Raw genomic sequence first — 22,455 nt, 5'->3', positions numbered from 1 at the left:
GCCTGGATGGCGGTGATCACACCGGACGCGCCCTGTCCGTGAACCACCGTACTCAAGTGCACCGTTCGGCCCTCCGGTCCCGGATCTCCGGACTTGATTCCCCTGGCCGGCGCTGAAGACGCCTGAACCACGCGGTCACGGGGCTGAAGCAAGAGCCGGTGCTGCTTCCGGGTGTCTCTGGGCCGCTACCTGTCCACCACCGGGGACCACACGCCGAACCACTGCTCGGCTCCGTACTCCTCGAACCGCTCCACCTCGGTGAACCCCAGCTTCGCCGCGAGGCGCATCGCACGGTCGTTGGCAGTCTGGGTGCAGAGCACCACCGGCTCGCCGGGACACGCGTCCTCGAACCAGCCGAGCGCCGCCCGGCAGGCCTCGGCGGCGTACCCGCGCCCCCACGCCGTTGGCAGGAACATGTAGCCGAGCTCGATCTCCCCGCCGTCCGGACGGACGCGCCCCTGACGCTCCGCGTCGCGCCGATCGAGCGTGACCATGCCTATCATCGCGCCGTCCAGGTCGATCACGAAGAAGCCGGGGCGCCGCCCGGGCACCTCGGGCACCTCGCGCTCGAGCTCGTCACGCGGTCGGGCACCACCGACGTGGACGCCCACCTCCGGCGAGGCGAACAACTCGATGAACGCCGCACGGTCCCGGGCTTCGGACTCCCGGAGCACGAGCCGGTCGGTGTTGATCGGGGCCGGTGGCCAGGCAACAGGTCCGAAATCAGCCATGACGGGGAACCTATCGCGCGCCCGCCGCGCGACATGCACTCGCACAGCGCCACGGCTCGTCACGGCATGAGGGATACCGAGGGCCAGAAAGAAGCTCCCTGGCTCGCCCCCGAGCGTCACTCCCCCGCACCCGCCACCACCTGGCCGCCATCGCCGAACGCGCCATCCCCGGCGCGATCATCCACCCCGACCCGATGTAGGCGACCGCCGCCCTGCTACTGCCCGCCCTCCCATCCCCCGCCTGCATCCAGGACGAGGAAGACTCGCGGGTCGGGATGCGCCGGCATTGCCGCGACACCGGGTCGGTGCCTCGCCGCCGATCATCAGCGGCGCAGGGAGGCGGTTCGAGACTCCGTGTCATGGTCCACCTCCTCGAACAGTGCCGCCGCCTGCCCGGCGGTGTCCATGGCCCGGCGCCCGGTGCTGAGTAGCGCAAGGATCAGGATGCCGACGCCGAGTCCGAGTACGAGCCACCACACGCCGTGCTCCGCACGGGTGTAGGCCGTTCCGCCGCGGGCCAGGGCTGGTCCCACGATTGTTCCGGCGATCGCGACGCCCAGGGTGGTGCCCGTCTGCCGGCCGGTGGAGGCCAATGAGGCGGCCACTCCGGCCATCGAGCGCGGCATTCCGGAGACCGCCGTGTTGGTGATGGGCGGGTTGACGGTGCCCAGGAAGATGCCGAATAGCAGATACGTCGCGAGCACGGCCGACAGCGGGGTGACCGGTCCGAGCCAGAGCGACGCGGCACCGCCCATGGCCAGTGCGGCTCCGGCGACCGTCAGCGGGAGCTTGGGGCCGCGCGCGCCGACCAGTCGTCCGGTGCGCGGGGAGAGCGCCACGACCAGCAGCCCGACCGGGAGCATGCACAGTCCGGCCGTCAGCGCCGACATGCCGCGTACGTCCTGCAGGTACTGGGTGGAGACGAACAGGAACGCGCTGAACCCGCACAGGGCGAAGAGCGCCATCAGGATCGCTGCGCTGAACGGCACACTGCGAAACAGGCGCAACTCCAGCAGCGGGTCGGCACGGCGCGGTTCGTAGCCGAGGATGCCCAGCACGCCGAGCACGGCGACGGCGAGCAGGCCGAGGATGACCGGTGAACTCCAGCCCAGCTCTTTCGACTCGATGATCGCGTAGACGACGCTGCCGAGCACCAGGATCACCAGAATCTGGCCCACCGGGTCGGATCGGCGCGCCCGGGAGGCACGGGACTCGGGCACGAACAGCGCAGCGCACGCGATCGCGGCGGCCACGATCGGTACGTTGATCCAGAAGACGAAGCGCCAGCCCCAGCCGTCGACCAGGGTGCCGCCGATGATCGGTCCCAGCGCCAGCGACAGGCCGGACATCGAGCCGAACACGCCGATGGCTCGGGCTCGCTCAGCCGGGTCCGGGAACGTGTTGGCGGTGATCGCCATCGCCACCGGGTTGAGCATCGTGCCGCCGGCGGCCTGCAGCGCCCGGGCTGCGATCAGCCAGCCGATGCTCGGCGCCAGGCCGCACAGCAGCGAGCCGAGCCCGAATGCGGCCAGGCCGACCTGGAAGATGCGCCGGCGGCCGGCCCGGTCGGCGGTGGAACCGGCCAGTACCAGGAAGCTCGCCAGTACCAGGGTGTAGGCGTCGACCGTCCATTGCAGGCCGGATTCTGAGGCGTGCAGGTCGCGGCGGATCGCCGGCAGCGCGACGTTGACGATGGAGATGTCCATCACCACGACGACGATGCCGGCGCAGCAGATCGCGAGGACCAGGTATCGGCGGCGTTGACTCAATTCGGGCATGGGGATCCATTCGGGGGACACTGCCGGCGATCGGCAGTGCGGGCTTCTCGGTGATCGACCCGAAGCTAGGTTTTAGAGCGTGCTCGAAGTCAATCCGCAGCCGGTACCCGGGCCTACTCGCTCCGACCGCCAGGCGGGCCTGAACATCGCCGAGGCCGCCCGCCGCGTGCACACCCTCCGCCACCACGAACGCGCCGGCCTGGTCGTGACTCCCGCCGGTCGTACCGCCGGCGACCCCGACGTCGACCTCGCATGGATGACGGCATCGGGTACCGGCGCAGAGGTCGGTGTCGGCTTTCATCCGTGTCATGTCCCGCTCACCATCCCGCCGATCTGCACGTCTTCGGCGGCCGGCCGGGAGGTGACTCCGTCGGCGACGGTGAAGTGGCGCAGCAGTTCCTCCACGGCCATGGGCGTCTTTTCTGAATCGGCGGTGATCAGGGCCAGTTGCTGCGGGTGGGTGAGCAGCGCGACGACTCCTCGACTACCAGGTTTGCGTGATCTACGGGGCGTACCGGTACGTATGTGTGATGCCTTCGCTCGGGGTGCTCCACACTGGCCCCGGAATCGTGGTCAAGACACGGCGGCTGAAGGACTACCTCAGCGTGAGAGGGGTCTCGGACGCGATGCGGGTCAGCTTCTGCGGGTTGCGGACGTAATAGAGGCCGGTGATGCGGGCGTCCTCGACCCGGACTGCTATGACGCCGTCGAACTCGCCGTCCACGTGGAGCAGGAGTGCCGGGTTGCCGTTGACCACGGTCGGCTCGCTGGTGAGCGCGATTCGGGCTTTGCCGAGACCGCGGACGATCATGCGGGCCACCTTGTCGGCGCCGGTGATCGGCCACGGCGCGGCCTGCTTGACGCCGCCGCCGTCGCTCACCAGGACCACCTCGGGGGCGAGCACGTCAAGCAGGCCCTGCAGGTCCCTGGTCTCGAGCGCGCGCTGGAACGACTCCAGAGCCGCCCGGGCCTGGCGCGGGGAGACCGCCTGGCGCGGCCGCCGAGCATCGACGTGCCGACGGGCCCGGTGCGCGATCTGACGTACGGTCGCCGGCGTCTTGCCGACCGCGGCCGCGATCTCCTCGTAGCCGATGTCGAAGACCTCGCGCAGCACGAACACGGCGCGCTCCGTCGGCGACAGCGTCTCCAGGACGAGCATCAGCGCCATCGACACGCTCTCGGCGAGCTCGACGTCGTCGGCCACGTCCGGCGCGGTGAGCAGCGGCTCGGGCAGCCACGGGCCGACATACTCCTCCTTGCGGCGCCTCATGACGCGCAGCCGGTCGAGCGAGCGCCGGGTGGCGATCCGCACCAGGTAGGCGCGGTGGTCGGAGACCTGGCGAAGGTCGACCTTGACCCACCGTAGCCAGGTCTCCTGCAGGGCGTCCTCGGCGTCGGCCGCCGAGCCGAGCATCTCGTACGCGACGGTGAACAGCAGGTTGCGGTGGGCGAGGAATGCCTCGGTCGCCGGGCCCGTCCGACCGCCACCGGCCACCGGCTCGGCTGTGCCCGTCGTTGCGCCCTTGGGCTCGTTCATACCTGGCTCCTGCCTGTTCACCCGCAAATCCTGCTCCATGCACAAGGCGTCGGCGCCCACCGCTGTGTGACACCCGTGCTCGGTGACACACGTCACATGACGGCGCTGTCACAAAGCTCGGGGCGCCGACGCCGCATGGTCGTCAGGACGCCGCGCCGACGATGCGCGCGGCACACAACTCCCCGAGCGATGGCCCCGTCGCAATGGCCAAGGGCCGAGTCGACTCACCTTGAGCAAGCCAGCCGACAGGAGCAACACATGAAGCACCGCATCGTCGTCCTCGGCGCCGGCTATGCCGGGGCCTATGTAGCCGGGAACCTGGCCCGCCGGCTGTCCCCGAAGGACACCAGGATCACCGTGGTGAACGCCGTGCCGGACTTCGTCGAGCGGCTGCGGCTGCACCAGCTCGCGGCCGGCCAGGAGATCAGGACGCAAAAGCTCGCCGACGTCTTCGCGGGCACCGGGATACGGCTACGCGTGGCCGGTGTCACCGCCGTCGACCCCGAGCGGCAGCTCGTCGCCGTGGCCGACAGCGGCGGCGAGCTCGGCTACGACACACTTGTCTACGCGCTCGGCAGCCACGGTGCCGTCGAGGGTGTCCCCGGGGTGGCCGAGCACGCCTTCGACGTCGCCGCCCGGCCCTCGGCGCTGCGCCTGCGCGAGCGCCTGGACAGCCTGAGCGAGCGGGGGCGGGGCGGGAGCGTGGTGGTCGTCGGCGACGGGCTGACCGGTATCGAGAGCGCCACCGAGATCGCCGAAGCCCGGCCCGGCCTCTCTGTGGCGCTCGTCGCTCGCGGCGAGCTGGGCGCCCGGCTCTCCGCCGGAGCCCGCGGCCACCTACGCCAGGCCTGCGACCGGCTGGGCATCACCGTCCTGGAGCACACCGGCGTCGACACCGTCGAGGCGACGCGGGTGCTGTGCGTCGACGGGACCGCCCTGGCGTCCGACGCGACCGTGTGGACGGCCGGGTTCGCGGTCGACCCCGTCGCCGCCGCCGGCGGGCTGAAGGTCACCGAGAACGGTCGCATCGTCGTCGATCGCGTCATGCGGTCGGTCTCGCATCCGAACGTCTACGCCGCCGGCGACAGCGCCTACGCCATCGGCGACAACGGCCGGCCGCTGCCGATGTCCTGCGCGTCGGCGGGCTACACCGGCGGGCAGGCGATCCACGCGATCGTGGGACGCCTGACCGGCCGCAAGATCGCGAAGACCAAGCTGGTCTACTCCTACAACCACATCAGCCTCGGGCGGCAAGACGGGATCCTGCAGCTGGTCGACGACGAAGGGCAAGCAAAACCGACGTATGTGGGCGGCCGGAAGGCCGCGCGGGTCAAGGCGGGCATCCTCAAGATGTCGCTGTGGGCCAACTCGCACCCGACCTTCGGCCTGCCCAAGCGCAAGCGCCGCCTGGCCCCCGCGCCGGATCTGCCCGCCGAGAAGGCACTCGCGTAGCCGCCTAGATCGTGATCATGCTGGGCCTGTGGCCTGCCGGGGGCAGTGGCTCGCCTGGGGTCGGGCCTGGCGCCCTGGCGTCGCCCGGTCGCACCGTGACGACACCGGGGCCTGACCGGCGCGGATCACACTGCCGCCTGTTCCCGTCTCCACTCCTGGCCGGCCCAGGCCGGATCCAGCGGCGTACAGGCGATGTGGTTGGTGTAGTTCGACAGCGTCTTCATGCCGACCCCGAGCACGACGTCCAGCACGTGGCGGCGGGTGTGCCCGGCGGCCAGGAACGCCTCGATCTCGGCCTCGTCCACCCAGCCGCGCTGCGTCACCATCGCACGGGTCAGGCGGCGCACCGCCTCCAGCGCCTCGTCGGCCAGCGGCCGGCCGGCACGCAGGGCCTCGACCACCTCGGCCGGCACCCGGGCGCGCAGCGCCAGGGTGGAGTGCGCGGCCACGCAGTACTCACAACCGTTGGCCACGCTGGCCGTGATCAGCACCACCTGCTTGGCCGCCGCCGGCAGCGACGACTTGCCGAACTGCTCGGCCAGCGCGTTGTAGCCGGCCAGCAGTTCGGGGGACTCGGCCATCACCCCGTTCAGCGTGGTCACGAAGCCCATCCGCTTCTTGGCCGCCTCCAGCATCGGCCGGGCGTCCTCGGGCGCGTCACTCTCGTCGTAGGTGCGAAAACCGCTCATCATCTCTCCTCGGTAGTGGTGAATCCATCGAGAACGGCGCGCACGCCCGCCAGCAGGACGCCCGCCTCGGCACCGGCTCGTGAGCGCAGGTTGACCGCGTACGCCTGCAGGGTCAGCGCTTCGGCGGCCGCCTCCAGATCCAGACCGGACCTGAGCTGGCCCTTCGTACGCGCGGCCTCCAGCGCGGTGCGCATCGCCGCCCGCAGCGCGTCGTGGTGGCGATCGAGAATCTCCCGGATCTCCGGCAGGCCACCGCCGGCCGTGGCATGGGTGTTGGTGACCAGGCATCCCCAGCGAGCGTGCTCGCCGCTGCACCGGGCCGCCACCAGCCGCTCGAAGAACGCGGCGACGGCAGGCACGCCGCGGGTGTCGGCGGCCAGGGCGTCGAACACCGGCCGTGACTGCCGCTCCAGGTAGCGGCCCAGCGCGGCGGCCTGCAACTGCGCCTTGCCGCCGAAGGTCGCGTACAGGCTGGAGCGGCTGAGCCCCGTCGCCTGGACGACCTCGGCGACGCCGGTGGTGTCGGCCCCGCGCTGCCAGAACAGGCGCACCACCTGGTCGAGAGTCGCATCGGGATCGAAGTGTTTGATGTCGGGCATGTCGCCACCCTCTATCTTGGAACGACTATTCCAAGATAGAGGGTGGCGACATGAAGGACAACCCCCTTGCTAGGGTCTGCCCTTTGGCCAGGGCTGTCGGTGTTCGGCCCCCTCTCCCGACGGTGGCCTTGCGCGGATCGCCGACCTGCGGAACGCGCGGGCCACCGCCCGGCGAGCCGCCGACGACCACCTGCGGCAGCGACGCGACCGGCCCGGCTGACCCGGTTCGAAGAAGCCGGCCCCCCGCAGAGTCCGCCGCGGGAGCAACGGGTCCGGATGCGGCTGCGCGGTGGCCGGACCGGCAAACGCGCGATCATGTGCGAAGGCCTCGAGCTGACCGGTTTGATGAAACCGTTCGACCTGGAGGTCTGGTACGGCGAACGCGTCGCGGTGCTCGGCTCCAACGGCTCTGGCAAGTCCCGGTTCCTGTGCCTTCTCGCCGGCCTGCCATCCCCCGATGTGCCGCACCGGGGCCTGGTACGGCTCGGCGCTCGCGTCACCCCAGGCCACTTCGTCCAGACCCACGCCCGTCCCGACCTGAACGGGCGAACCCCGGCAGAGATCATCGTGACCGAGCACGCGTGCACCCTGAACGACGCGATGCGGGCGCTGGCACGCTATGAACTCGCGCCCGCCGGACGCCAGCGGTTCGAGACCCTGTCCGGCGGGCAACAGGCCCGGCTGCAGATCCTGCTCTTGGAACTGTCCGGCTGCACGCTGCTGCTCCTGGACGAGCCAACCGACAACCTCGACCTGGCCAGCGCCCAAGCGCTGCAAGACGCCCTGGAGGAATACGCCGGCACGGTGCTGGCCGTTTCCCACGACCGCTGGTTCGCCGCTGACTTCGATCGCTATCTGATCTTCCGTGCCGACGGCCACGTCCAGGAGAACCCCATTCCGATCTGGCACGAAGGCCGAGTCTCGCGCGACCGCCGGCGACCAGCGCCACAGCGCGGGGCCCTTCCCCCTCGGTGACACCGTCCGCACTCCACTGCGCCCCCGAGCTCAGCCCGCACACCGCCCGCGCCGCCTATCGCATGGTCGCCATCCTCGGTGGCGGCGCCTGATGACCAACGGCGCCCGATGCGGCCATCCGGTCGCGAGCACCGGCCGGCCCTGTAAGGAGCACCGTCTGCTACCAATCAGACACTGTTTGATCTCATTCGCCGGCGATCCTCCGATTGTGCGCCGATGATGGGGGCATGAGCGCGGGGCGGACCTGGCGGGCCTGGGGACTGAGGGCGGCCTCGGTGGTGCTGCCGGTGGCGGTCGCGGTGGCCGGCAACCAGATCCTCAACAATGGGGTGTGGAACTGGTGGTGGGGAGCGGTCGCGGTCACCTTGACCGCCCTCAGCACGCTGGTGACCTGCCGGCTGACCGGCCCTTCCCCCACCACCGCCGCGGGCGCGGCCACCGCAGTGGCCATGGCCGGCGCGAACGGGGGCGGCAAGGTGACCCAGACGGTGGACGGCTCCACCGCCGCCGGTGACATCACCCAGGTGCAGGGGGTGGGAGGTGGCGTGCGCATCGTCCGCGGCCGCGGGCCGTCATCTCCCCCATCAGCCCCGGCTGCGGCGGATCCGTCGGCGGAGGAGCCCGGCGGTGACGCCGGCGTGCCACGGGGCGGCGCCCGCCAGGCGGTGACCGGCGCGCAGGCCGGCGGATCGATCGAGCAGATCTCCCGCGTGCGGGGCGATGTGGACATCGAGTCCTCATGAGCACCCCGGCACCTCCAGTACAGCCAGAAGACCCGGAGCGGCCGTCCCAGTCGGTCACCGACACCCGGGTGTATGGGCATCTGGTGCAGATCAGCCAGGTCGAGGGGAATGTCACCATCCGCCTGGGCGACACCGCCGCGGCTTCCGGGCGGGAGGCCGAGCAGATCGTCGAGGGGGACATCCCCCAGCAACCTCGCGGCTTCCAGCTGCGGCAGGAACTGCTGGAGCGGCTGCATGGCCAGGTGGCCGCGACCGGGGCCGCGGTGGTGTCCGCGGTGACCGGGAAACCGGGGGTGGGCAAGACGATGCTGGCCGCCTCCTACGCCTGGAGCTGCCAGGCCGCCGGATGGCCGCTGATCGCCTGGGTCGCCGCCGAGACCGTCGAGCAGATCCAGACCGGGCTGGCCGGTCTGGCCGAGCGGTTGGGGCTGCGCCGGGCCGACGATGACGCCCCTATGGCGGCCAGGCGGGCCCGGGACTGGCTTTCCGCCACCTCGCAGCCGAGCCTGGTGGTGTTCGACAACGCCACCCAGGTGGAGCAGGTGCGCGCCTGGTGCCCGGCCACGGGAGCGGCCCGGGTGGTCATCACCTCCCGCAACCGCGCCTTCGAACGCGCTTACGCCCCGGTGCCGGTGGAGGAGTTCACTCCTGAGCAGGCGCGAAGGTTCCTGCGTGAACGCACCGCGCTGAGCGACGAGGCCGGCGCGAGGAAGTTGGCGGCCGAACTGGGGTACCTGCCGCTGGCGCTCGCCCAGGCGGCCGCCTTGATCGTCCGGCGGCGCCTGGACCACGGCCGATACCTGCGGCTGCTGCGCGCCTTCCCGCTCCAGCGGTATCTGCCCGCGCAGGCCGGCGATCGCTACCCGACCGGCACCGCGAGGGCGATCCTGCTCGCGGTGATCCAAGCAGAGCAAGTACTCCCTCACGCTCGGCGAATGCTGGAGATGCTGGCGGTGCTGTCCCCGGCCGGTGTTCCCCTGGCCATCCTGTACGGCACACCGGTTGATGACCCGGACGACGTGGACGAGCAGGCCGAGCTCGCACGAGAGCAGATCGATGAGGTGCTGGCCGAACTCGCCGACACCTCGCTGATCTCTTTCACCGAGGATGGCGGCACCGTACTGGTACACCGGCTGGTGCAACGGGTGCTGCGCGAACGTGCCCGGCACGACAACCGGCTCCAGGCCGTTCTGGCCGACGTCACCGAGCTGCTGAACCGGTTCGACGACGCCCTGCCCGACGGGCCCGCCATCATCTGGGGCGCCCGCGCAGCGGCGGAGATGCTGATCGAACAGACCACCGCCCTGCACGCCATCGCCCACAACGAAGACGCGCTCACCGAGCCGTTGTTGCGCTTACGGGCGTGGTGCGCTCGGTACCTGACCGACCTTGCCGACCTCGGCCGGGCGATCCCGCTGTACGAGGCGACGCTGGCCGAGCAGGAGCGGGTGCTGGGCGCCGACCATCCCGGCACGCTGATCTCCCGCCACAATCTGGCCGGTGCCTACGAGTCGGCGGGTGATCTGGGGCGGGCGCTCCCGCTGTATGAGGCGACGCTGGCCGACTGTGAGCGGGTGCTGGGCGCCGAGCACCCCGACACGCTGACCTCGCGCCACAACCTGGCCTACACCTACAAGGCGGCGGGTGATCTGGGGCGGGCGGTCCCGCTGTATGAGGCGACGCTGGCCGAGCGGGAGCGGGTGCTGGGCGGCGACCATCCCGACACGCTGACCTCGCGCCACAACCTGGCCGACGCCTACCAGACGGCGGGTGATCTGGGGCGGGCGATCCCGCTGTTCGAGGCGACACTGGCCGAGCAGGAGCGGGTGCTGGGTGGTGAGCACCCCGACACGCTGACCTCGCGCCACAACCTGGCCCACGCCTACCAGGCGGCGGGTGATCTGAGCAGAGCGATTCCACTGGCTGAGGCGACGCTGGCCGAGCGCGAGCGGGTGCTGGGCGCCGACCACCCCCACACACTGGCCTCGCGCCACAACCTGGCCTACGCCTACCAGGCGGCGGGTGATCTGGGGCGGGCGATTCCGCTGTTCGAGGCGACCTTGGCCGACTGTGAGCGGGTGCTGGGCGCCGAGCACCCTGACACGCTGACCTCGCGCCACAATCTGGCCGACGCCTACGAGGCGGCGGGTGATGCGGGGCGGGCGATTCCACTGTATGAGGCGACGCTGGCGGAGCGGGAGCGGGTGCTGGGCGGCGACCATCCCGACACGCTGACCTCGCGCCACAACCTGGCCTATGCCTACGAGGCGGCGGGTGATCTGGGGCGGGCGATCCCGCTGTATGAGGCGACGCTGGCGGAGCGGGAGCGGGTGCTGGGCGGCGACCATCCCGACACGCTGACCTCGCGCCACAACCTGGCCTATGCCTACGAGGCGGCAGGAGATCTGGATCGGGCGATCCCGCTGTATGAGGCGACGCTGGCGGAGCGGGAGCGGGTGCTGGGCGGCGACCATCCCGACACGCTGACCTCGCGCCACAACCTGGCCTATGCCTATGAGTCGGCCGGGGATCCGGGCCGGGCGATTCCGCTGTATGAGGCGACTCTGGCCGGCTTTGAGCGGGTGCTGGGCGCCGACCACCCCGACACGCTGACCTTGCGCCACAACCTGGCCTATGCCTATGAGTCGGCCGGGGATCCGAGCCGGGCGATCCCGCTGCTCGAGGCGACGCTGGCCGACTGCGAGCGAGTGCTGGGCGGTGAGCACCCGCTGACGAAAGCGGTACGAGAGGACCTGCAGCAGACCCAGTAGCGTGCGAACGGGTCTCCTGGCGAAACCGGCCGTCCGTCCGCTCACCGGAGCAGGAAAGCCCCTTACCGGCATGGCGAAAGAGTGAGCATGACAAGCGACGGCACCCGCCGCCCACCACGGCCTGGCCGAGCGACTAGCGAAGCGTTCGAGCAGGTCCCGGCAGCGGGTGCGGGCGCGACACAACACGCCGTTGATCGTCCTGCGGTGGTCATTCCACCGGCCGCCCCGCCGGCCCCCCTCGGGCAGCAGCGGCTCAAGCCGCTCCCGCTCCGCATTCGGTAAGTCACCTCGACGCGTACACCGCGTGATGCGCCTGCTCAGTCGTCGACGGCCTGTGCCGCGGCGGCGATCGGCTCGAGCCCCGCGATCAGCTCGTCGAGCTCGTCCGCGCTGAGCACGTCGTACGCCGGGGCTGCCAGCTCGTCGGTGAGGGCCTCGATCCGCTGCTTGGTCTCCCGGCCGGACTGGGTGAACCCGCCGGCGGCGTCCACCAGGCCGCGGCCGCGCAGCCCGTCGACGACGGCGGCCAGCTGTGCCTTGGGCAGATGGTGGATCCGGCCGAAGTCCTCCGCCCTCATTCCCAGGGAAACAGCCATGAGGACGTGGGACTCGGTGCCGCCGATGCCGTGGGCGACGAGGGCGGCGTTGTGGCCGTCCCCGCGGTGCTCGCGCAGCAGCGTCGCCGCGTGCCAGAGCCTGGCCACCGGCTCCTCGGGCACGTCGAGCGCCCGCAGCCCCGCGTACAGCGCTCGGCCCTCGGTCGGCGCGCTGACCGCTGCTCGGGTGGCGAGGTCGGCGGCCCCTACCAGACCGGAGGAGTCGGCGAGCTCCCCGATCCTTTGCCGCAGGGCGGCGGCGCTGCTCCGCTCGCGTACGGCGATCGCCTCCTGCGGGGTGATCTTCCCCCACACCCATGGGATGTGGCGTGCCACCTCGCCATCGGCGAAGTTGTAGAAGACCGCGTGCACCACCTCGGCCGGTGCCGGCCCCAGCGGCGCGGCCCGGCCGGCGAAGTATCCGTCCCAGTAGTCGCGCATGCCGAGGGCCAGGAACGCCTCGTTGGGCACCTCGGAGAAGGTGACGGTGGCGATCGGCTCGAGGAGCTCGAACATGCGGTGGATCTTGGCCTGCGGGTGCGGCATCGGTCGGCCTCTCCTGTGGTCGTCGCGGCGCCCCTGGTGGGCGGCCTCTCATCCTGGCTACGAACAACGTGGCCCGGATACGACAAACTCCGGTCGATAACTTTCCGGTCGATTCTGCCGGGTGGCGTCGGAGTAGCACCCGGGCCCGGTCGCCCGCCCGGTTGCCGAACCTACGCACATATAGCCTTCCGCCGCCGGAGGCGGCTGCTGCTCCGGCGGGGGTGACCCGATCAGGGGTGCTGGTCGCCTGGTGAATGCCACGGCAAGAGGGCCGGGCCCGCGTCCTGGCTGCGCCATCCGCGCCGAGCATGAGGCCGCCTACAGCGACCTGCCCTGCCCTGATGATCTGGAGTGCGCCCGCCGGATCTACGAAGTGGGCAGCATCTCGGGGTTCCGAGAGCCGAGGACTGGAGCGGTGCCCGCCGCCGTTCGGCCTGAAGGCGGACAGCCCAGGCGGCGGTATCTGCCGGGGGCCATGCCGTACTCGCGCTTGAAGGCATTGGCGAAGGCGAATTCCGAGCCGTATCCGACCGCGGCGGCGATTTCACTCAAGGCGGCGTCGGAGTCGCGCAGCATGCGCGCGGCCGTACCCAGCCGCCACCAGGTCAGATAGGTCAGTGGCGGCTGCCCGACGAACTGGGTGAACCGGCGGGAGAACGCCGCGCGGGACAGCCCGGCGCGACGACCGAGCGACTCGACCGTCCACGCGTGGGCAGGGTCGCGGTGGATGCCGTCAAGTGCGGCGCTGATGGCCGGATCGGCCAGCGCGGCGGCCCAGCTGTCAACCTTGCAGTGCTCCACCGAGACGTCGAACCAGGCGCGCAGGATGTACAGCAGCAGCATGTCCAGTAGCGCCGACACCACCATGTCCGCGCCCGGCCGGGGGTCCTCGATCTCCTTGCCGAGCAGCTCGACGGCGGCGCGCAGCTCAGTGTTGCGCCCCAGCCTGGCGGGCAGGTGGATCATCTCGGGCAGCCCTCTGAGCAGCGGATGCACCCGGCTGGAGTCGAGCCGGTAGCCGCCGCAGAGCGTCACGGTGACGGGCCCGCCGCCCTCCATGGCGGCCGAGGCGAACAGCTCGGCCGGGGCATGGGGGTCACAGTCGGGCTCCGCGATGGGGCTGGTGGGCGAGTCGGCCAGCGCGTAGCCGTGCCCCTGGGGGAAGAACAGCACGTCGCCCGTCCCGACCGGGATCGGGTCACCTTCCGGTGGGATGGCCCAGCACGAGCCCTGCAACACCACCTGGAAGCCCGCCGAGCCAGGCGCCGACGGGAACCGCTGCCCCCACGGCGCCCGCCACTCGACACGCGCCGAGCGCGGCACGCCCACGCGCATGGTGGCGACCACGTCGCTCAGCACATCCATGCTGTGAGTCTAAGGCAGGAGACGATCACGTATAAAAGGTGGACAGAAACGCATTGGACGCCTCGCTCAGGACTCCTAGGGTTACGGCATGACAAGAGTCCTGGTCAGCGGGGCGACCGGCACGATCGGCCGCCCTCTGGTGAACCAACTTGAAGACGCGGGCGCCGACGTCCGCACGGTCACGAGGGAGCTGACCGACCCGGTCGCGCTGAAGGCGGCTCTCGACGGTGTCGCCGCGGTGTTCCTGCTGTGGCCGTTCGCCTCGGCCGAAGGCGCCCGCGAAGTGCTGGAGCTGATCGGGGCGCGGCGGGTGGTCTACCTGTCCTCGGCCGCCGCCCGCCCCTACGAGGTCGAGATCGAGCGCCTGATCGCCGGGACCGCCCGGGAGTGGACGGTGCTGCGCCCGCACGCGTTCGCGGCCAACACCTTGCGGTGGGCCGAGCAGGTCCGCGCGGGCGTCGTACGGCAGCCGCACGGCGAGGCGACCCTCTCCCCCATCCACGAGCGGGACGTCGCAGCCGTCGCGGTGCGCGCGCTGCTCGACGAAGGGCACCACGGCGCCGTCTACACGCTGACCGGACCCCGGCCGCTGACCCGGCGGGAGCAGGCGCGGGCGATCGGCGCCGCGATCGGCCGGCCCGTGCGCTGGGAGGAGGAGCCCGCGGAGGAGGCCCGGCTACGGCTGCTCGGGCTGGGATGGCCCCCGGCGGCCGTGGACGAGATGCTGCGCGCTCTCGCCGAGCCGGGCCCGACCACCCGGACCGTGGAGGAGGTCACCGGAGCGCCCGCGAGCACGTTCGAGACGTGGGCGAGCGAGCACGCCCCGGACTTCCTCGCCACCATGCGGGCCGCCCGCATCCACGAGTACGGCGACGCCTCGGTGATCTCGCTGGACGAGGTGCCGGTGCCCAAGCCCGGGCCGGGCGAGGTGCTCATCAGAGTGGCCGCGACGTCGTTCAACCCCTCGGAGGTCGGCCTGCGGATGGGCCTGCTGCGGGACGTGCTCGGCGTCACACTGCCGCACACGCTCGGCTGGGACGTCGCCGGCACCGTGGTCACCGCGGCAGGTGACCTCGCCCCCGGCGATCGAGTGATCGGGCTCATCGACGGGGCGGCGGCCGAATACGCGGTCGCGAAGGCGAGCATGCTGGCCAGGGCACCACAGCGGATCCCGCTGACGGACGCGGCCGCCGTGCCGGTGGCCGGGCTCACCGCGTGGCAGGCGGTCTTCGATCATGCCCGCATCGGCCGTGGCAGCCGGGTGCTGATCAACGGCGCCGGCGGAGGCGTCGGGCTGTTCGCCGTGCAACTGGCCAAGCATGCGGGCGCGCACGTGGTCGCGACCGCCGGCCCGCGCAGCGCAGCCGCCGTACGGGCGCTGGGCGCCGACGAGGTCGTCGACCACACCGTCGCACCCCTGCCGGGCGGCAACGACGTGCTGATCAACCTGGTGGCCGACGTGCCCGCCTCGGTGACGGAGTTGGCCAAGGAATTCGTCTCGATCACCCGGCCGATCGAGCATCCACGCGCCGTCCATTTCGTGGCCCGCAACGACCCGGGCAAGCTGACCGAGCTCGTGGCGTTGATCGACAAGGGCGTGGTGGACGTCATGGCGGACGTTCGCCCGCTGGAGTCCCTGGCAGACCTGCACCGCGCCGCTGAGCGCGGTCTTATCCGCGGAAAAGTCACGCTGAAGGTGGAGAAATGATCAAGATCGGCATCATTGCCGGCAGCACGCGGCCGGGACGCAACGGCGAGGCCGTCTCCCGCCGGGTCCACGACCATGCGGTCAGGCGCGGCGACGCGCACTACGAGCTGGTCGATCTGAAGGACTACGACCTGCCCCACCTGTTCGTCCAGCTCGCCAGGGTAGGCGGCGCGCAGGGCGTCGGCGAGGAGCTCTTGGGCGTCGAACGCGCGTTGTAGCGTCCTGGCCTGCAGGGCGGGCACCGTCATGATCAGCCGGGCGCGAATGGCCGGGAATGCGATCAGGCACACGAGCACGGGCCGGCCCGCGCGGCAGGTCGGCGCGGGTGGCGTAATAGGCGTGATGGCGAAGCCGCGCCTTGTCCCGCCGGGGAGCGGGCGAGCGTCAAGCCGAGGCGCATCGCCTGCCCCGAGGCGCAGGGCTCGCCTCCGGTGGTGCGCATTCGTTGACGTCCGCCCTTACTTTCACTAGTTTCTGAAACTAGAGAATCAATAGATCGGCGAGCCCAAGGGGCGATCAAGGGAGTGATGTTCCATGGCGGAACCGGGACTGATCGACGTACACCACCACATCGTCCCCAAGGAGTACACCCGAGCCCTGTCCAAACTCGGAGTCAGCGAGGGCCTGGGCGTGCAGTTACCGAAGTGGAACGCCGGTACTACCTCGGAGACCCCCGGTTCCGCCCGCTCTTCGCCGAGCTGGACCGACGCCGGGCCGTGGTGTTCGTCCATCCCCAGTCACCCCCGGGACAGGAGTACTCCCACCTGGGGCTGCCCGAGGCGATGCTCGACGTCTGCTTCGACACCACACGAACCGCCTTCTCCCTGATGGTGAACGGCGTCACGAAGAACTACCCGCGCATCCGGTTCGTCCTCGCGCACGCGGGCGGTGCGGTCCCTTACATGGCGGCCCGGGTCGGCGTCACCGCCGCCATGCTGGCGGACCTGAAAGGGCCGCTCCCGATCGTCGCGGACGGCATGGGCAAGATATTCTCTGCCTCCCGCAGACTGGAGGAGAAGATGCCCGACCAACTCAGCTACTACCTGCGGTTCAAGAAGAACGTCCTCCCCGAAGGGCCCGATCACTTCCTGGGGAACTTCTACTACGACACCGCGCTGTCGGCGTCTCCGCACGCCTTCGCCTCCCTGCTCACCGTGGCCGACAGCTCTCACATCCTTTTCGGCAGCGACTACGTATTCGCCACCGAGGCCGCCGTCCCGGCCACCATCGCCGGCATCCGCGACTACGAGGGCTTCACCCACGCCGACAGGACGGCGATCGAACGGGACAGCGCCCTGGCCCTCTTCCCCACCCTGGCGTAGAACGCCCGACCACAGAGGCACGCGCATGACCGAACACCCCGGATGGCAGTCCGCCTTCATCGAAGAACTCGGCGCTCTCGGACCGGAGATGGGCATCCCCCGCGCCATGATGCGGATCGCCGCCTGGATGATGGTCTGCGACCCGCCCGAGCAATCCGCCGAGCAGATCCAGCACGGGCTGCGCCTGTCGGCCGGAGCGGTCAGCACCGGCACCAGGCAGCTCATCACCGCCGGCATGCTGGAGCGCGTCTCGCGGCCGGGTGACCGCCGCATCTACTACCGCCTGGCCTCCGGCAGCTGGCAGGCGCCCCTGGAAGCCAAACTCCGCGCTCTCGGCCGCCTGCGGCAGATCGCCGACCAGGGCGTCGCCTCCGCCGGAGACCGCGCGGACCACCGCCTCATCGAGATGCGTGACGCCTTCGCCTGGTTCGAGACGCAGCTCGACCAGCTCCTCGAACATCGCCGGCGCCCCACCCCCTGATCATCGCGTCCGCACGGCCGGTCGTGCCGGGCGCTGACCCCCGCCGGCCCTTTCCGCCTCAGGGAACCGACCTGGCGGCGAATCACCGACCTGCCTCAGCCAGAAGCAGCCGGGAGAGGGGCGCCACCGCCCGGCGAACGATGTCCGGGTTCCGGGCGTCGCGATCAGCCCGGCCGGTGACCGGTGGAGGTCGCTGCGGCTCCTGGTGACGAGATCCTGAAGGGCCGCCGCACGCCGGCCGCAGGCGGTGATGTCGTGGCCGCGGCGCAGCCCTTCACCCACGATCTGGCGGCCGATGCCGCCCGTCGCGCCGTGCCGCCCCTACTCGCCCAAGTCGGCGAAGACGCGCCGCTTGAGCGGGGGCACCGCGTCCATCAGACGCAACGCCGCCCTGGTCAGCGCGAGTGCGGCGCGGCCGTCCAGCGCAGTCTGGCGTTTGAGCTCGGCGAGCGACGCCCGGACGGCGGCGAAGCCGTACTCCGTCATCAGCGCCTCGTACTCGCCGACGGCCTCCAGCAGGGGACGCTCCCCGCGCGCGACCGCGGCCAGCAGGCGGGCGAGCAGCGCGGCGTCCCGCAGGGCCGTGTTGGCGCCGATGCCGCGTGCCGGGGTCATGGCATGGATGGCGTCACCCAGCAGGGTGACCGGGCCGGGCGTCCACGCCGGGACCGGCACCGAGCTGCGGATGGCCGTCGCGGTCACCGCCGCCGTGTCGGTCTGGTGGACGAGGGCACGCAGATCCGTGTGCCATCCGGCGGTCAGCTCGGCGACGAGAGCGCGGAGCCGCTCGCCGGACAGGCCCGACAGCTCGCCCGTGGTGGTGGCGCGGGCCCCCAGGCCCCAGCTGACGAAGTCGTCCGCGGCGCTCCGCTGGAACTCCTGCAGGGCCAGGAACATCCCCATCCCGCCGGGTGCGGTGATCGTGACGGGACCGGTGGAGAGCGAGCCGGGCAGCAGCGCGCGGACACGCGTGGTGAGCGGGAGGCGGCCGGCGATCGTCCGCATGCCGGTGTCCAGGCGTTCGGCGTGCGGCAGGTACTGCCGGCGGATCACCGAACCGGTGCCGTCGGCGGCCACCAGCACGTCCCCGGTGGCCGTGGTGCCGTCGGCGAACAGCGCGGTCACCGTACCGTCCGGGTCGCGGCGGTAGCCGGTGCAGGTCTTGCCGAAGCGGATGGATCCCTCCAGGCCGGTGAGGAGGGCGCCGCGGAAGGTGTCCCGGCCGACCGAACGGTGGCCGGTGACCGAGACCTCGACGGTGAGCAGCCGGCGCAGGGTCTCGGTGTAGAAGGTCATGGTGCGGGCGGGCCGCCCGCAAGCGGCCTGGAACACCTCGAACACGTCCGGCGCCAGGCACTCGCGCAGAGCCTGGACGCCGGTGGGGTTCAGGTGCAGCCGGTACCCCTGGGGGCGGTCGGCGGGGCCGCGGTCCCGCTCGTACACGATGGCGGGCACGCCGGCCCGGCGCAGCCCCTGGGCCAGCGCCAGGCCGCCGATGCCGGCACCGATGATCAGCACGTTCACAGGCATGGTGCATCCTCGTCAGACGTAACGGTCGGTAGGTACGTCCTCGTGGAGCTCACCGGTAGCCTTGACTCGCGCATCTGAGGCACCGGCTCGCGCTCGCGTGAGGACCGGCTCGGATCTGGCCCCGGCGGGCGTGTTGGCGCACACCGGCCGGGGCCTTCGCTCAGCTCATGGGAGAACCCCCTGGTCGGCCTCCGGGGTGACGAGCAGGCCGGGGTCGGCCCTGACCGCCTCGGCGTCCCAGGTGAGCGCTCCGCCGGTGATGTCGTCGGCCAGCTGTCGCACCCAGGCCAGCTCGGTCCGCCGGAGCGCGAGCAGGTACTCCAGTTCGAGCAGCAGCAGGCGGTGCAGCCGCCGTCCCAGCCCGGCCCGCTGCGCCTCCAGCTCGGCGATCGATCCTTCCAGCAGCACCACCCGGGTGCGCAGCGCCGCGGCGGCCGCCGCCGGAGGGAGCTGGGCCAGAAGCCCGACGGCGGCCGTGAACACGGGATGGTCCTCCAGCGGCACCGACACCAACTCGCCGAGCTGGTCCTGGAAGGACTCGAAACCCTCCGAGGTGATCCGGTAGACCGTGCGCTCCGGCCGCCGGCCTTCCCGGCCGGTCTCCGCCTCCTCGATCAGCCCCGCCCGCTCCAGCCGCTCGACCGCCCGGTAGAGGCTGCGCGGCGAGCCCATGGCGTAGTCCTTGCGCCGCTGCCGGATGAGCAGGCGCATCTCGTAGGGGTGCCGGTCCCTCTCGGCGAGCAGCGCCAGAACCGTCAACCCCACCAGATCGGCTCCCATGACCTCACCTTGCCATCCGCACTAGTGCCAACCGCACTATAAGCGGACGCGGGGTCGCCTGTCATCGTTTCCCCCCCGGGCGCGTACGCGAAGAACGGGCCCGGGCCACCTCACCTGGACACGTTGCGGGAGCTGTAGCCCTGCAGGTGCGAAGGCCGTCCGGGTGAGGAGGCGAACTGGCCGATGTTCCAGGTGATGATCCGGTGCGGGTGGATGCGGAGCGTTTCCTTGGTGAACGCCGCGATCAGCGGCGGGTCGAGCGTCACGATCTCAGCCTGCCCGCGAATCTCGATACCCCGGCCGGTCTGGCCGATGGCATTGGGCGTCTCGGCCTGGTCGTCCACGACGAGGGAGACTCGCGGGTCGGCTTGGACGTTGCGGAACTTCTGACTCCTGGCCAGGGCCGGGCCGCCGATGTCGATGGTCCCGGCCGCCTCGTCCAGCCAGAGGGCCACGGGGTGGACCTGCGGCGCTCCGTCCGGCCCGATCGTCGCCAGCCGCCCCAACGGGTGTTCGGATAGGTAGGTGTACTCGTTATCAGTGAAGACCATGCCGCAAGCATGCAACCTTAACCATAGTTGAGGTCCAGCACATCACGAGAGTGAACGGCACTCGAGCGGTACCTCCTCGATCGGCACTGGAGGCGATCGAGGTGCAGCACCTGACCGTGGCCCGGATCGCCGAGGCGCCGGCGATCGCGTGGAGCACCGCGAACGACGCCGTGTTGGCCGAGGGCAAGCGGGTGCTGGTCAACGACCCGGCCCGGTTCGACGGCGTGAAGGTCATTCGGGGTTGAGGAACCCAGGAACAGCCGCCGCCCCCGTCCGCGAAGCGATCGACCTCCGGGCCCGCCATTACCGCTTCAGGGGATAAGCGGTGTCAATGAGGTCGCGCAGGAAGGTGTCGAGGTCGTCCAGACCGTAGGCCTTGAGCGTCTGAGGAGTCTGAGTGAGCAGGTAGGTCAAGGCCGTGTTGACGCACATGGTCACCGTGGCGGCGGCCGTCTGCGTCGCGGGTAGGCCTGCCGCCCGTTGGGACTCCAGGTGCAACTCCAGGTCGGCCTTGGTGAGCTCGGCCAGCGTCTGCTGCAGGCTCGGCCTGCGTGCGGCCTCCGCGTGCAACTCGAGGTAGGCCAGCACTCTGGATCTGTTGGCCGTGAGCGCACGAGCGAGCAGGTCTCTCATCAGTGCGACGAGTCCGTCGCGTCCCTCGATCCGGCTTGCCTGCGCTCGTTTCAAGTCGGCCCAGTATCGCTCGACGCACCGCTCGGCGGCGGCTTGCAGCAGCGCGTCGCGGCTGGCGAAGTAGTTCTTGGCCGTGCCCTCCGGCAGTCCTGCTTGGCGATCCACGGCTCTGTGGGTCAGTCCCCTGCCGCCCTGATGGGCCAGCACTTCGATCGCTGCGTCACGCAGCTGGTCGCGCCGGTCTCGGTTCTCCGCCATGGCCTCATTATCGCGGCTTGCGCCGTTCACCACAACAGTGGTACCACAGCTGCGGTGAACGGAGAAGGAGATGCGACATGAATGGAACCGCGGCCGTCGTCGGTGCCGGCATCGGTGGACTGGCCACCGCCATCGGGCTGCGCAGCATCGGCTGGGAGGTAACCGTGCTCGAACGCCGGCCGCAGATCAGACCTGAGGGCACCGCCCTCGGCCTACGTCCCGACGCACAGGCCGCGCTCGCGCGACTCGGCCTCGGCGAGGAACTACGCCACCGTACGGTTCCCTACCGTAAGGCCCGGATCCGCACGCCTGACGGCCGCCGGATCGCCGACCTGCCACTGGAACGCATCGAGCGCAAGGGTGGCACACCGGTCTTGATGCTGTCCCGAATCTCACTGATGGGGCTGCTGCTCGGCGCCATGGGAGATACCGCGATCGTGACCGGGACAGATATCACCGACCCGGAGTCGCTATGCAAGGACTACGACCTCGTGGTGGGGGCGGACGGACTGCGCAGCGTGGTGCGCCCCGCCTACTTCGGCACCGCTACCCGGCCTCGCTATACCGGGATCGTGGCCTGGCGGGGCGTCGCCGGATTCGAGCCGCCCGAGCACGGCGAGACGTGGGGGCCCGGCCAGGTGTTCGGCATCACCCCGCAAGAGCCTGGCTCCACCAACTGGTACGCCGCCGTGTCCACCCCTGAGGGCCACCGCGAGACCCTTGACGATCTGCGCGCCCGCTACGCGGGCTGGCACGACCCGATCCCGCGCATTCTCGCCGAAGCCGACGAGGATGCGGTGCTGCGGCACGAGATCTACGACCTGTCGCCCCACCTGGAATCGTTCGTGGCAGGCAACGTCGCTCTGGTCGGCGACGCGGCGCACGCCATGACACCCTCACTCGGACAAGGCGCGTGTCAGGCGCTGCTGGACGCGGCCGCGCTCACCGACTGCCTGCAGACCGCCGGAGATGTGGGGTCCGGGCTGCACGTCTACGACCTCCGACGCAGGAAACCCGCCCAGCGCATCGTGACGATGTCGCGCCGCATGACCGGCCTGGCCGGCCATCACCTCGCAGGACCACGTAACCTTCTCATGCGTCTCCTGCCCGCCTGAAGGGTCCCGCCTCTGCGCCCGATGCTCGGGCCGGCCGCGAAGTTGCTTTGGAGCTGGTCACACGACCCGAGCGGGGGCAGGACCGGCCCAAGCTGCGGCTGACGGTGGCGGGGATGAAGACCGGCGGCACTTCGGTCATCTACAGGCCCGACCTGGCCGCCGGCAGCGTCAAGGAGCTGCTGGTGTTCTTGGGGGACGAGCTCGCGCCGCGCGGGACCAACCTGGACGCCTCTTATCGTGACCGGCCGTTCTGACGCGGGTGGTCGCGGGATGGCCGGTAGAGCCCCGGTCAGCC

The 22,455-nt window shown here is 70.9% G+C and carries 20 protein-coding genes and 2 pseudogenes; 11 read left to right on the top strand and 11 right to left on the bottom strand.

Features of this window, described 5'->3' with window-relative positions; genetic code table 11:
- Window positions 1-185 precede the first annotated feature (185 nt).
- The 3 genes from KIK05_RS32720 to KIK05_RS32710 form a co-directional block, all read right to left on the bottom strand.
- The gene (locus tag KIK05_RS32720; protein ID WP_214414696.1) at window positions 186-731 is read right to left on the bottom strand and encodes a GNAT family N-acetyltransferase; all 546 of its coding nucleotides are present in this window, start codon (window positions 729-731) and stop codon (window positions 186-188) included.
- Between the two features lie 323 nt (window positions 732-1,054).
- Complete coding sequence (locus tag KIK05_RS32715) at window positions 1,055-2,509, bottom strand: MFS transporter (protein WP_214414695.1); 1,455 nt, start codon at window positions 2,507-2,509, stop codon at window positions 1,055-1,057.
- A 595-nt stretch (window positions 2,510-3,104) separates the two neighbouring features.
- Entirely contained in the window at window positions 3,105-4,046 is a 942-nt protein-coding gene (locus tag KIK05_RS32710) for an RNA polymerase sigma-70 factor (protein ID WP_214414694.1), read from the bottom strand.
- Window positions 4,047-4,304: 258 nt separating this feature from the next.
- Between KIK05_RS32710 and KIK05_RS32705 the strand changes: the two genes are divergently transcribed.
- On the top strand, window positions 4,305-5,498 hold the full coding sequence (locus KIK05_RS32705; RefSeq protein WP_214414693.1) for an NAD(P)/FAD-dependent oxidoreductase: 1,194 nt from the start codon (window positions 4,305-4,307) through the stop codon (window positions 5,496-5,498).
- Between the two features lie 125 nt (window positions 5,499-5,623).
- Here KIK05_RS32705 and KIK05_RS32700 read toward each other — a convergent pair whose 3' ends face one another.
- On the bottom strand, window positions 5,624-6,187 hold the full coding sequence (locus KIK05_RS32700; protein ID WP_214414692.1) for a carboxymuconolactone decarboxylase family protein: 564 nt from the start codon (window positions 6,185-6,187) through the stop codon (window positions 5,624-5,626).
- On the bottom strand, window positions 6,187-6,786 hold the full coding sequence (locus tag KIK05_RS32695; protein ID WP_214414691.1) for a TetR/AcrR family transcriptional regulator: 600 nt from the start codon (window positions 6,784-6,786) through the stop codon (window positions 6,187-6,189). The genes KIK05_RS32700 and KIK05_RS32695 overlap by 1 nt, the downstream gene beginning before the upstream one ends.
- Before the next feature lie 213 nt (window positions 6,787-6,999).
- On the opposite strand from KIK05_RS32695, the pseudogene KIK05_RS32690 reads away from it, so the two are divergent.
- The 3 genes and pseudogenes from KIK05_RS32690 to KIK05_RS32680 all read left to right on the top strand — a co-directional run.
- Window positions 7,000-7,761 (top strand): annotated as a pseudogene (locus tag KIK05_RS32690) (ATP-binding cassette domain-containing protein); the annotation flags it as partial.
- Between the two features lie 227 nt (window positions 7,762-7,988).
- Complete coding sequence (locus tag KIK05_RS32685) at window positions 7,989-8,504, top strand: hypothetical protein (RefSeq protein WP_214414689.1); 516 nt, start codon at window positions 7,989-7,991, stop codon at window positions 8,502-8,504.
- Complete coding sequence (locus KIK05_RS32680; protein ID WP_214414688.1) at window positions 8,501-11,275, top strand: tetratricopeptide repeat protein; 2,775 nt, start codon at window positions 8,501-8,503, stop codon at window positions 11,273-11,275. Before KIK05_RS32685 ends, KIK05_RS32680 begins: the two co-directional genes overlap by 4 nt.
- Window positions 11,276-11,592: 317 nt before the next feature.
- Here the strand turns inward: KIK05_RS32680 and KIK05_RS32675 are convergent, their stop codons facing one another.
- Together KIK05_RS32675 and KIK05_RS32670 are read right to left on the bottom strand one after the other, a co-directional pair.
- Complete coding sequence (locus KIK05_RS32675; RefSeq protein WP_214414687.1) at window positions 11,593-12,417, bottom strand: SCO6745 family protein; 825 nt, start codon at window positions 12,415-12,417, stop codon at window positions 11,593-11,595.
- Window positions 12,418-12,783: 366 nt separating this feature from the next.
- Entirely contained in the window at window positions 12,784-13,782 is a 999-nt protein-coding gene (locus KIK05_RS32670; protein WP_214414686.1) for an AraC family transcriptional regulator, read from the bottom strand.
- A gap of 88 nt (window positions 13,783-13,870) precedes the next feature.
- Here KIK05_RS32670 and KIK05_RS47400 point away from each other — a divergent pair, with 88 nt between their 5' ends.
- The 4 genes from KIK05_RS47400 (at window position 13,871) to KIK05_RS32650 (ending at window position 17,293) form a co-directional block, all read left to right on the top strand.
- Window positions 13,871-15,490, top strand: coding sequence for an alcohol dehydrogenase catalytic domain-containing protein (locus KIK05_RS47400; RefSeq protein ID WP_250563840.1), 1,620 nt, complete (start codon window positions 13,871-13,873; stop codon window positions 15,488-15,490).
- Window positions 15,487-15,708: an NADPH-dependent FMN reductase gene (locus KIK05_RS32660; RefSeq protein WP_214414685.1), complete on the top strand. Its 222-nt coding sequence runs from the start codon at window positions 15,487-15,489 to the stop codon at window positions 15,706-15,708. The genes KIK05_RS47400 and KIK05_RS32660 overlap by 4 nt, the downstream gene beginning before the upstream one ends.
- Window positions 15,709-16,134: 426 nt before the next feature.
- Window positions 16,135-16,812 carry an amidohydrolase family protein gene (locus tag KIK05_RS32655; protein ID WP_214414684.1) on the top strand — a complete coding sequence of 226 codons (678 nt, stop codon included), beginning with the start codon at window positions 16,135-16,137 and terminating at the stop codon, window positions 16,810-16,812.
- Between the two features lie 25 nt (window positions 16,813-16,837).
- Window positions 16,838-17,293, top strand: a complete 456-nt coding sequence (locus KIK05_RS32650; protein WP_214414683.1) for a GbsR/MarR family transcriptional regulator — start codon at window positions 16,838-16,840, stop codon at window positions 17,291-17,293.
- Window positions 17,294-17,614: 321 nt separating this feature from the next.
- Here KIK05_RS32650 and KIK05_RS32645 read toward each other — a convergent pair whose 3' ends face one another.
- The 3 genes from KIK05_RS32645 to KIK05_RS32635 all read right to left on the bottom strand — a co-directional run bounded on the left by KIK05_RS32645 (window position 17,615) and on the right by KIK05_RS32635 (window position 20,154).
- A complete protein-coding gene (locus KIK05_RS32645) occupies window positions 17,615-18,823 on the bottom strand; it encodes an FAD-dependent oxidoreductase (RefSeq protein WP_214414682.1) in 1,209 nt (402 codons plus the stop codon).
- A 165-nt stretch (window positions 18,824-18,988) separates the two neighbouring features.
- Window positions 18,989-19,603 carry a PadR family transcriptional regulator gene (locus KIK05_RS32640; RefSeq protein WP_214414681.1) on the bottom strand — a complete coding sequence of 205 codons (615 nt, stop codon included), beginning with the start codon at window positions 19,601-19,603 and terminating at the stop codon, window positions 18,989-18,991.
- Window positions 19,604-19,713: 110 nt separating this feature from the next.
- Window positions 19,714-20,154 carry a PPOX class F420-dependent oxidoreductase gene (locus tag KIK05_RS32635; RefSeq protein WP_214414680.1) on the bottom strand — a complete coding sequence of 147 codons (441 nt, stop codon included), beginning with the start codon at window positions 20,152-20,154 and terminating at the stop codon, window positions 19,714-19,716.
- Window positions 20,155-20,231: 77 nt separating this feature from the next.
- On the opposite strand from KIK05_RS32635, the pseudogene KIK05_RS32630 reads away from it, so the two are divergent.
- Window positions 20,232-20,390: pseudogene (locus tag KIK05_RS32630) on the top strand (ISL3 family transposase); the annotation flags it as partial.
- 67 nt (window positions 20,391-20,457) lie between these two features.
- Here KIK05_RS32630 and KIK05_RS32625 read toward each other — a convergent pair.
- Window positions 20,458-21,045 (bottom strand): TetR/AcrR family transcriptional regulator, encoded by a 588-nt coding sequence (locus KIK05_RS32625; RefSeq protein ID WP_214414679.1) that lies wholly within the window; start codon window positions 21,043-21,045, stop codon window positions 20,458-20,460.
- Between the two features lie 77 nt (window positions 21,046-21,122).
- On the opposite strand from KIK05_RS32625, the gene KIK05_RS32620 reads away from it, so the two are divergent.
- Together KIK05_RS32620 and KIK05_RS32615 are read left to right on the top strand one after the other, a co-directional pair.
- Entirely contained in the window at window positions 21,123-22,160 is a 1,038-nt protein-coding gene (locus KIK05_RS32620) for an FAD-dependent monooxygenase (RefSeq protein WP_214414678.1), read from the top strand.
- A gap of 47 nt (window positions 22,161-22,207) precedes the next feature.
- The gene (locus tag KIK05_RS32615) at window positions 22,208-22,414 is read left to right on the top strand and encodes a hypothetical protein (protein ID WP_214414677.1); all 207 of its coding nucleotides are present in this window, start codon (window positions 22,208-22,210) and stop codon (window positions 22,412-22,414) included.
- The last annotated feature ends 41 nt before the right edge of the window (window positions 22,415-22,455 follow it).

The organism is Sphaerisporangium fuscum (genome assembly GCF_018531465.1).
Classification (GTDB): domain Bacteria; phylum Actinomycetota; class Actinomycetes; order Streptosporangiales; family Streptosporangiaceae; genus Sphaerisporangium; species Sphaerisporangium fuscum.
This window is presented reverse-complemented; position numbering and strand designations above follow the sequence as displayed.

Bases quoted from the DNA above. Each gene is read 5' to 3' on its own strand.
- KIK05_RS32680 (WP_214414688.1), top strand. From the start codon at position 8,501: ATGAGCACCCCGGCACCTCCAGTACAGCCAGAAGACCCGGAGCGGCCG.
- KIK05_RS32635 (WP_214414680.1), bottom strand. From the start codon at position 20,154: ATGGTCTTCACTGATAACGAGTACACCTACCTATCCGAACACCCGTTG.
- KIK05_RS32695 (WP_214414691.1), bottom strand. From the start codon at position 6,786: ATGCCCGACATCAAACACTTCGATCCCGATGCGACTCTCGACCAGGTG.
- KIK05_RS32710 (WP_214414694.1), bottom strand. From the start codon at position 4,046: ATGAACGAGCCCAAGGGCGCAACGACGGGCACAGCCGAGCCGGTGGCC.
- KIK05_RS32720 (WP_214414696.1), bottom strand. From the start codon at position 731: ATGGCTGATTTCGGACCTGTTGCCTGGCCACCGGCCCCGATCAACACC.
- KIK05_RS32640 (WP_214414681.1), bottom strand. From the start codon at position 19,603: ATGGGAGCCGATCTGGTGGGGTTGACGGTTCTGGCGCTGCTCGCCGAG.
- KIK05_RS32650 (WP_214414683.1), top strand. From the start codon at position 16,838: ATGACCGAACACCCCGGATGGCAGTCCGCCTTCATCGAAGAACTCGGC.
- KIK05_RS32660 (WP_214414685.1), top strand. From the start codon at position 15,487: ATGATCAAGATCGGCATCATTGCCGGCAGCACGCGGCCGGGACGCAAC.
- KIK05_RS32620 (WP_214414678.1), top strand. From the start codon at position 21,123: ATGAATGGAACCGCGGCCGTCGTCGGTGCCGGCATCGGTGGACTGGCC.
- KIK05_RS47400 (WP_250563840.1), top strand. From the start codon at position 13,871: ATGACAAGAGTCCTGGTCAGCGGGGCGACCGGCACGATCGGCCGCCCT.
- KIK05_RS32715 (WP_214414695.1), bottom strand. From the start codon at position 2,509: ATGCCCGAATTGAGTCAACGCCGCCGATACCTGGTCCTCGCGATCTGC.
- KIK05_RS32705 (WP_214414693.1), top strand. From the start codon at position 4,305: ATGAAGCACCGCATCGTCGTCCTCGGCGCCGGCTATGCCGGGGCCTAT.
- KIK05_RS32675 (WP_214414687.1), bottom strand. From the start codon at position 12,417: ATGCCGCACCCGCAGGCCAAGATCCACCGCATGTTCGAGCTCCTCGAG.
- KIK05_RS32645 (WP_214414682.1), bottom strand. From the start codon at position 18,823: ATGCCTGTGAACGTGCTGATCATCGGTGCCGGCATCGGCGGCCTGGCG.
- KIK05_RS32625 (WP_214414679.1), bottom strand. From the start codon at position 21,045: ATGGCGGAGAACCGAGACCGGCGCGACCAGCTGCGTGACGCAGCGATC.
- KIK05_RS32700 (WP_214414692.1), bottom strand. From the start codon at position 6,187: ATGAGCGGTTTTCGCACCTACGACGAGAGTGACGCGCCCGAGGACGCC.
- KIK05_RS32670 (WP_214414686.1), bottom strand. From the start codon at position 13,782: ATGGATGTGCTGAGCGACGTGGTCGCCACCATGCGCGTGGGCGTGCCG.
- KIK05_RS32685 (WP_214414689.1), top strand. From the start codon at position 7,989: ATGAGCGCGGGGCGGACCTGGCGGGCCTGGGGACTGAGGGCGGCCTCG.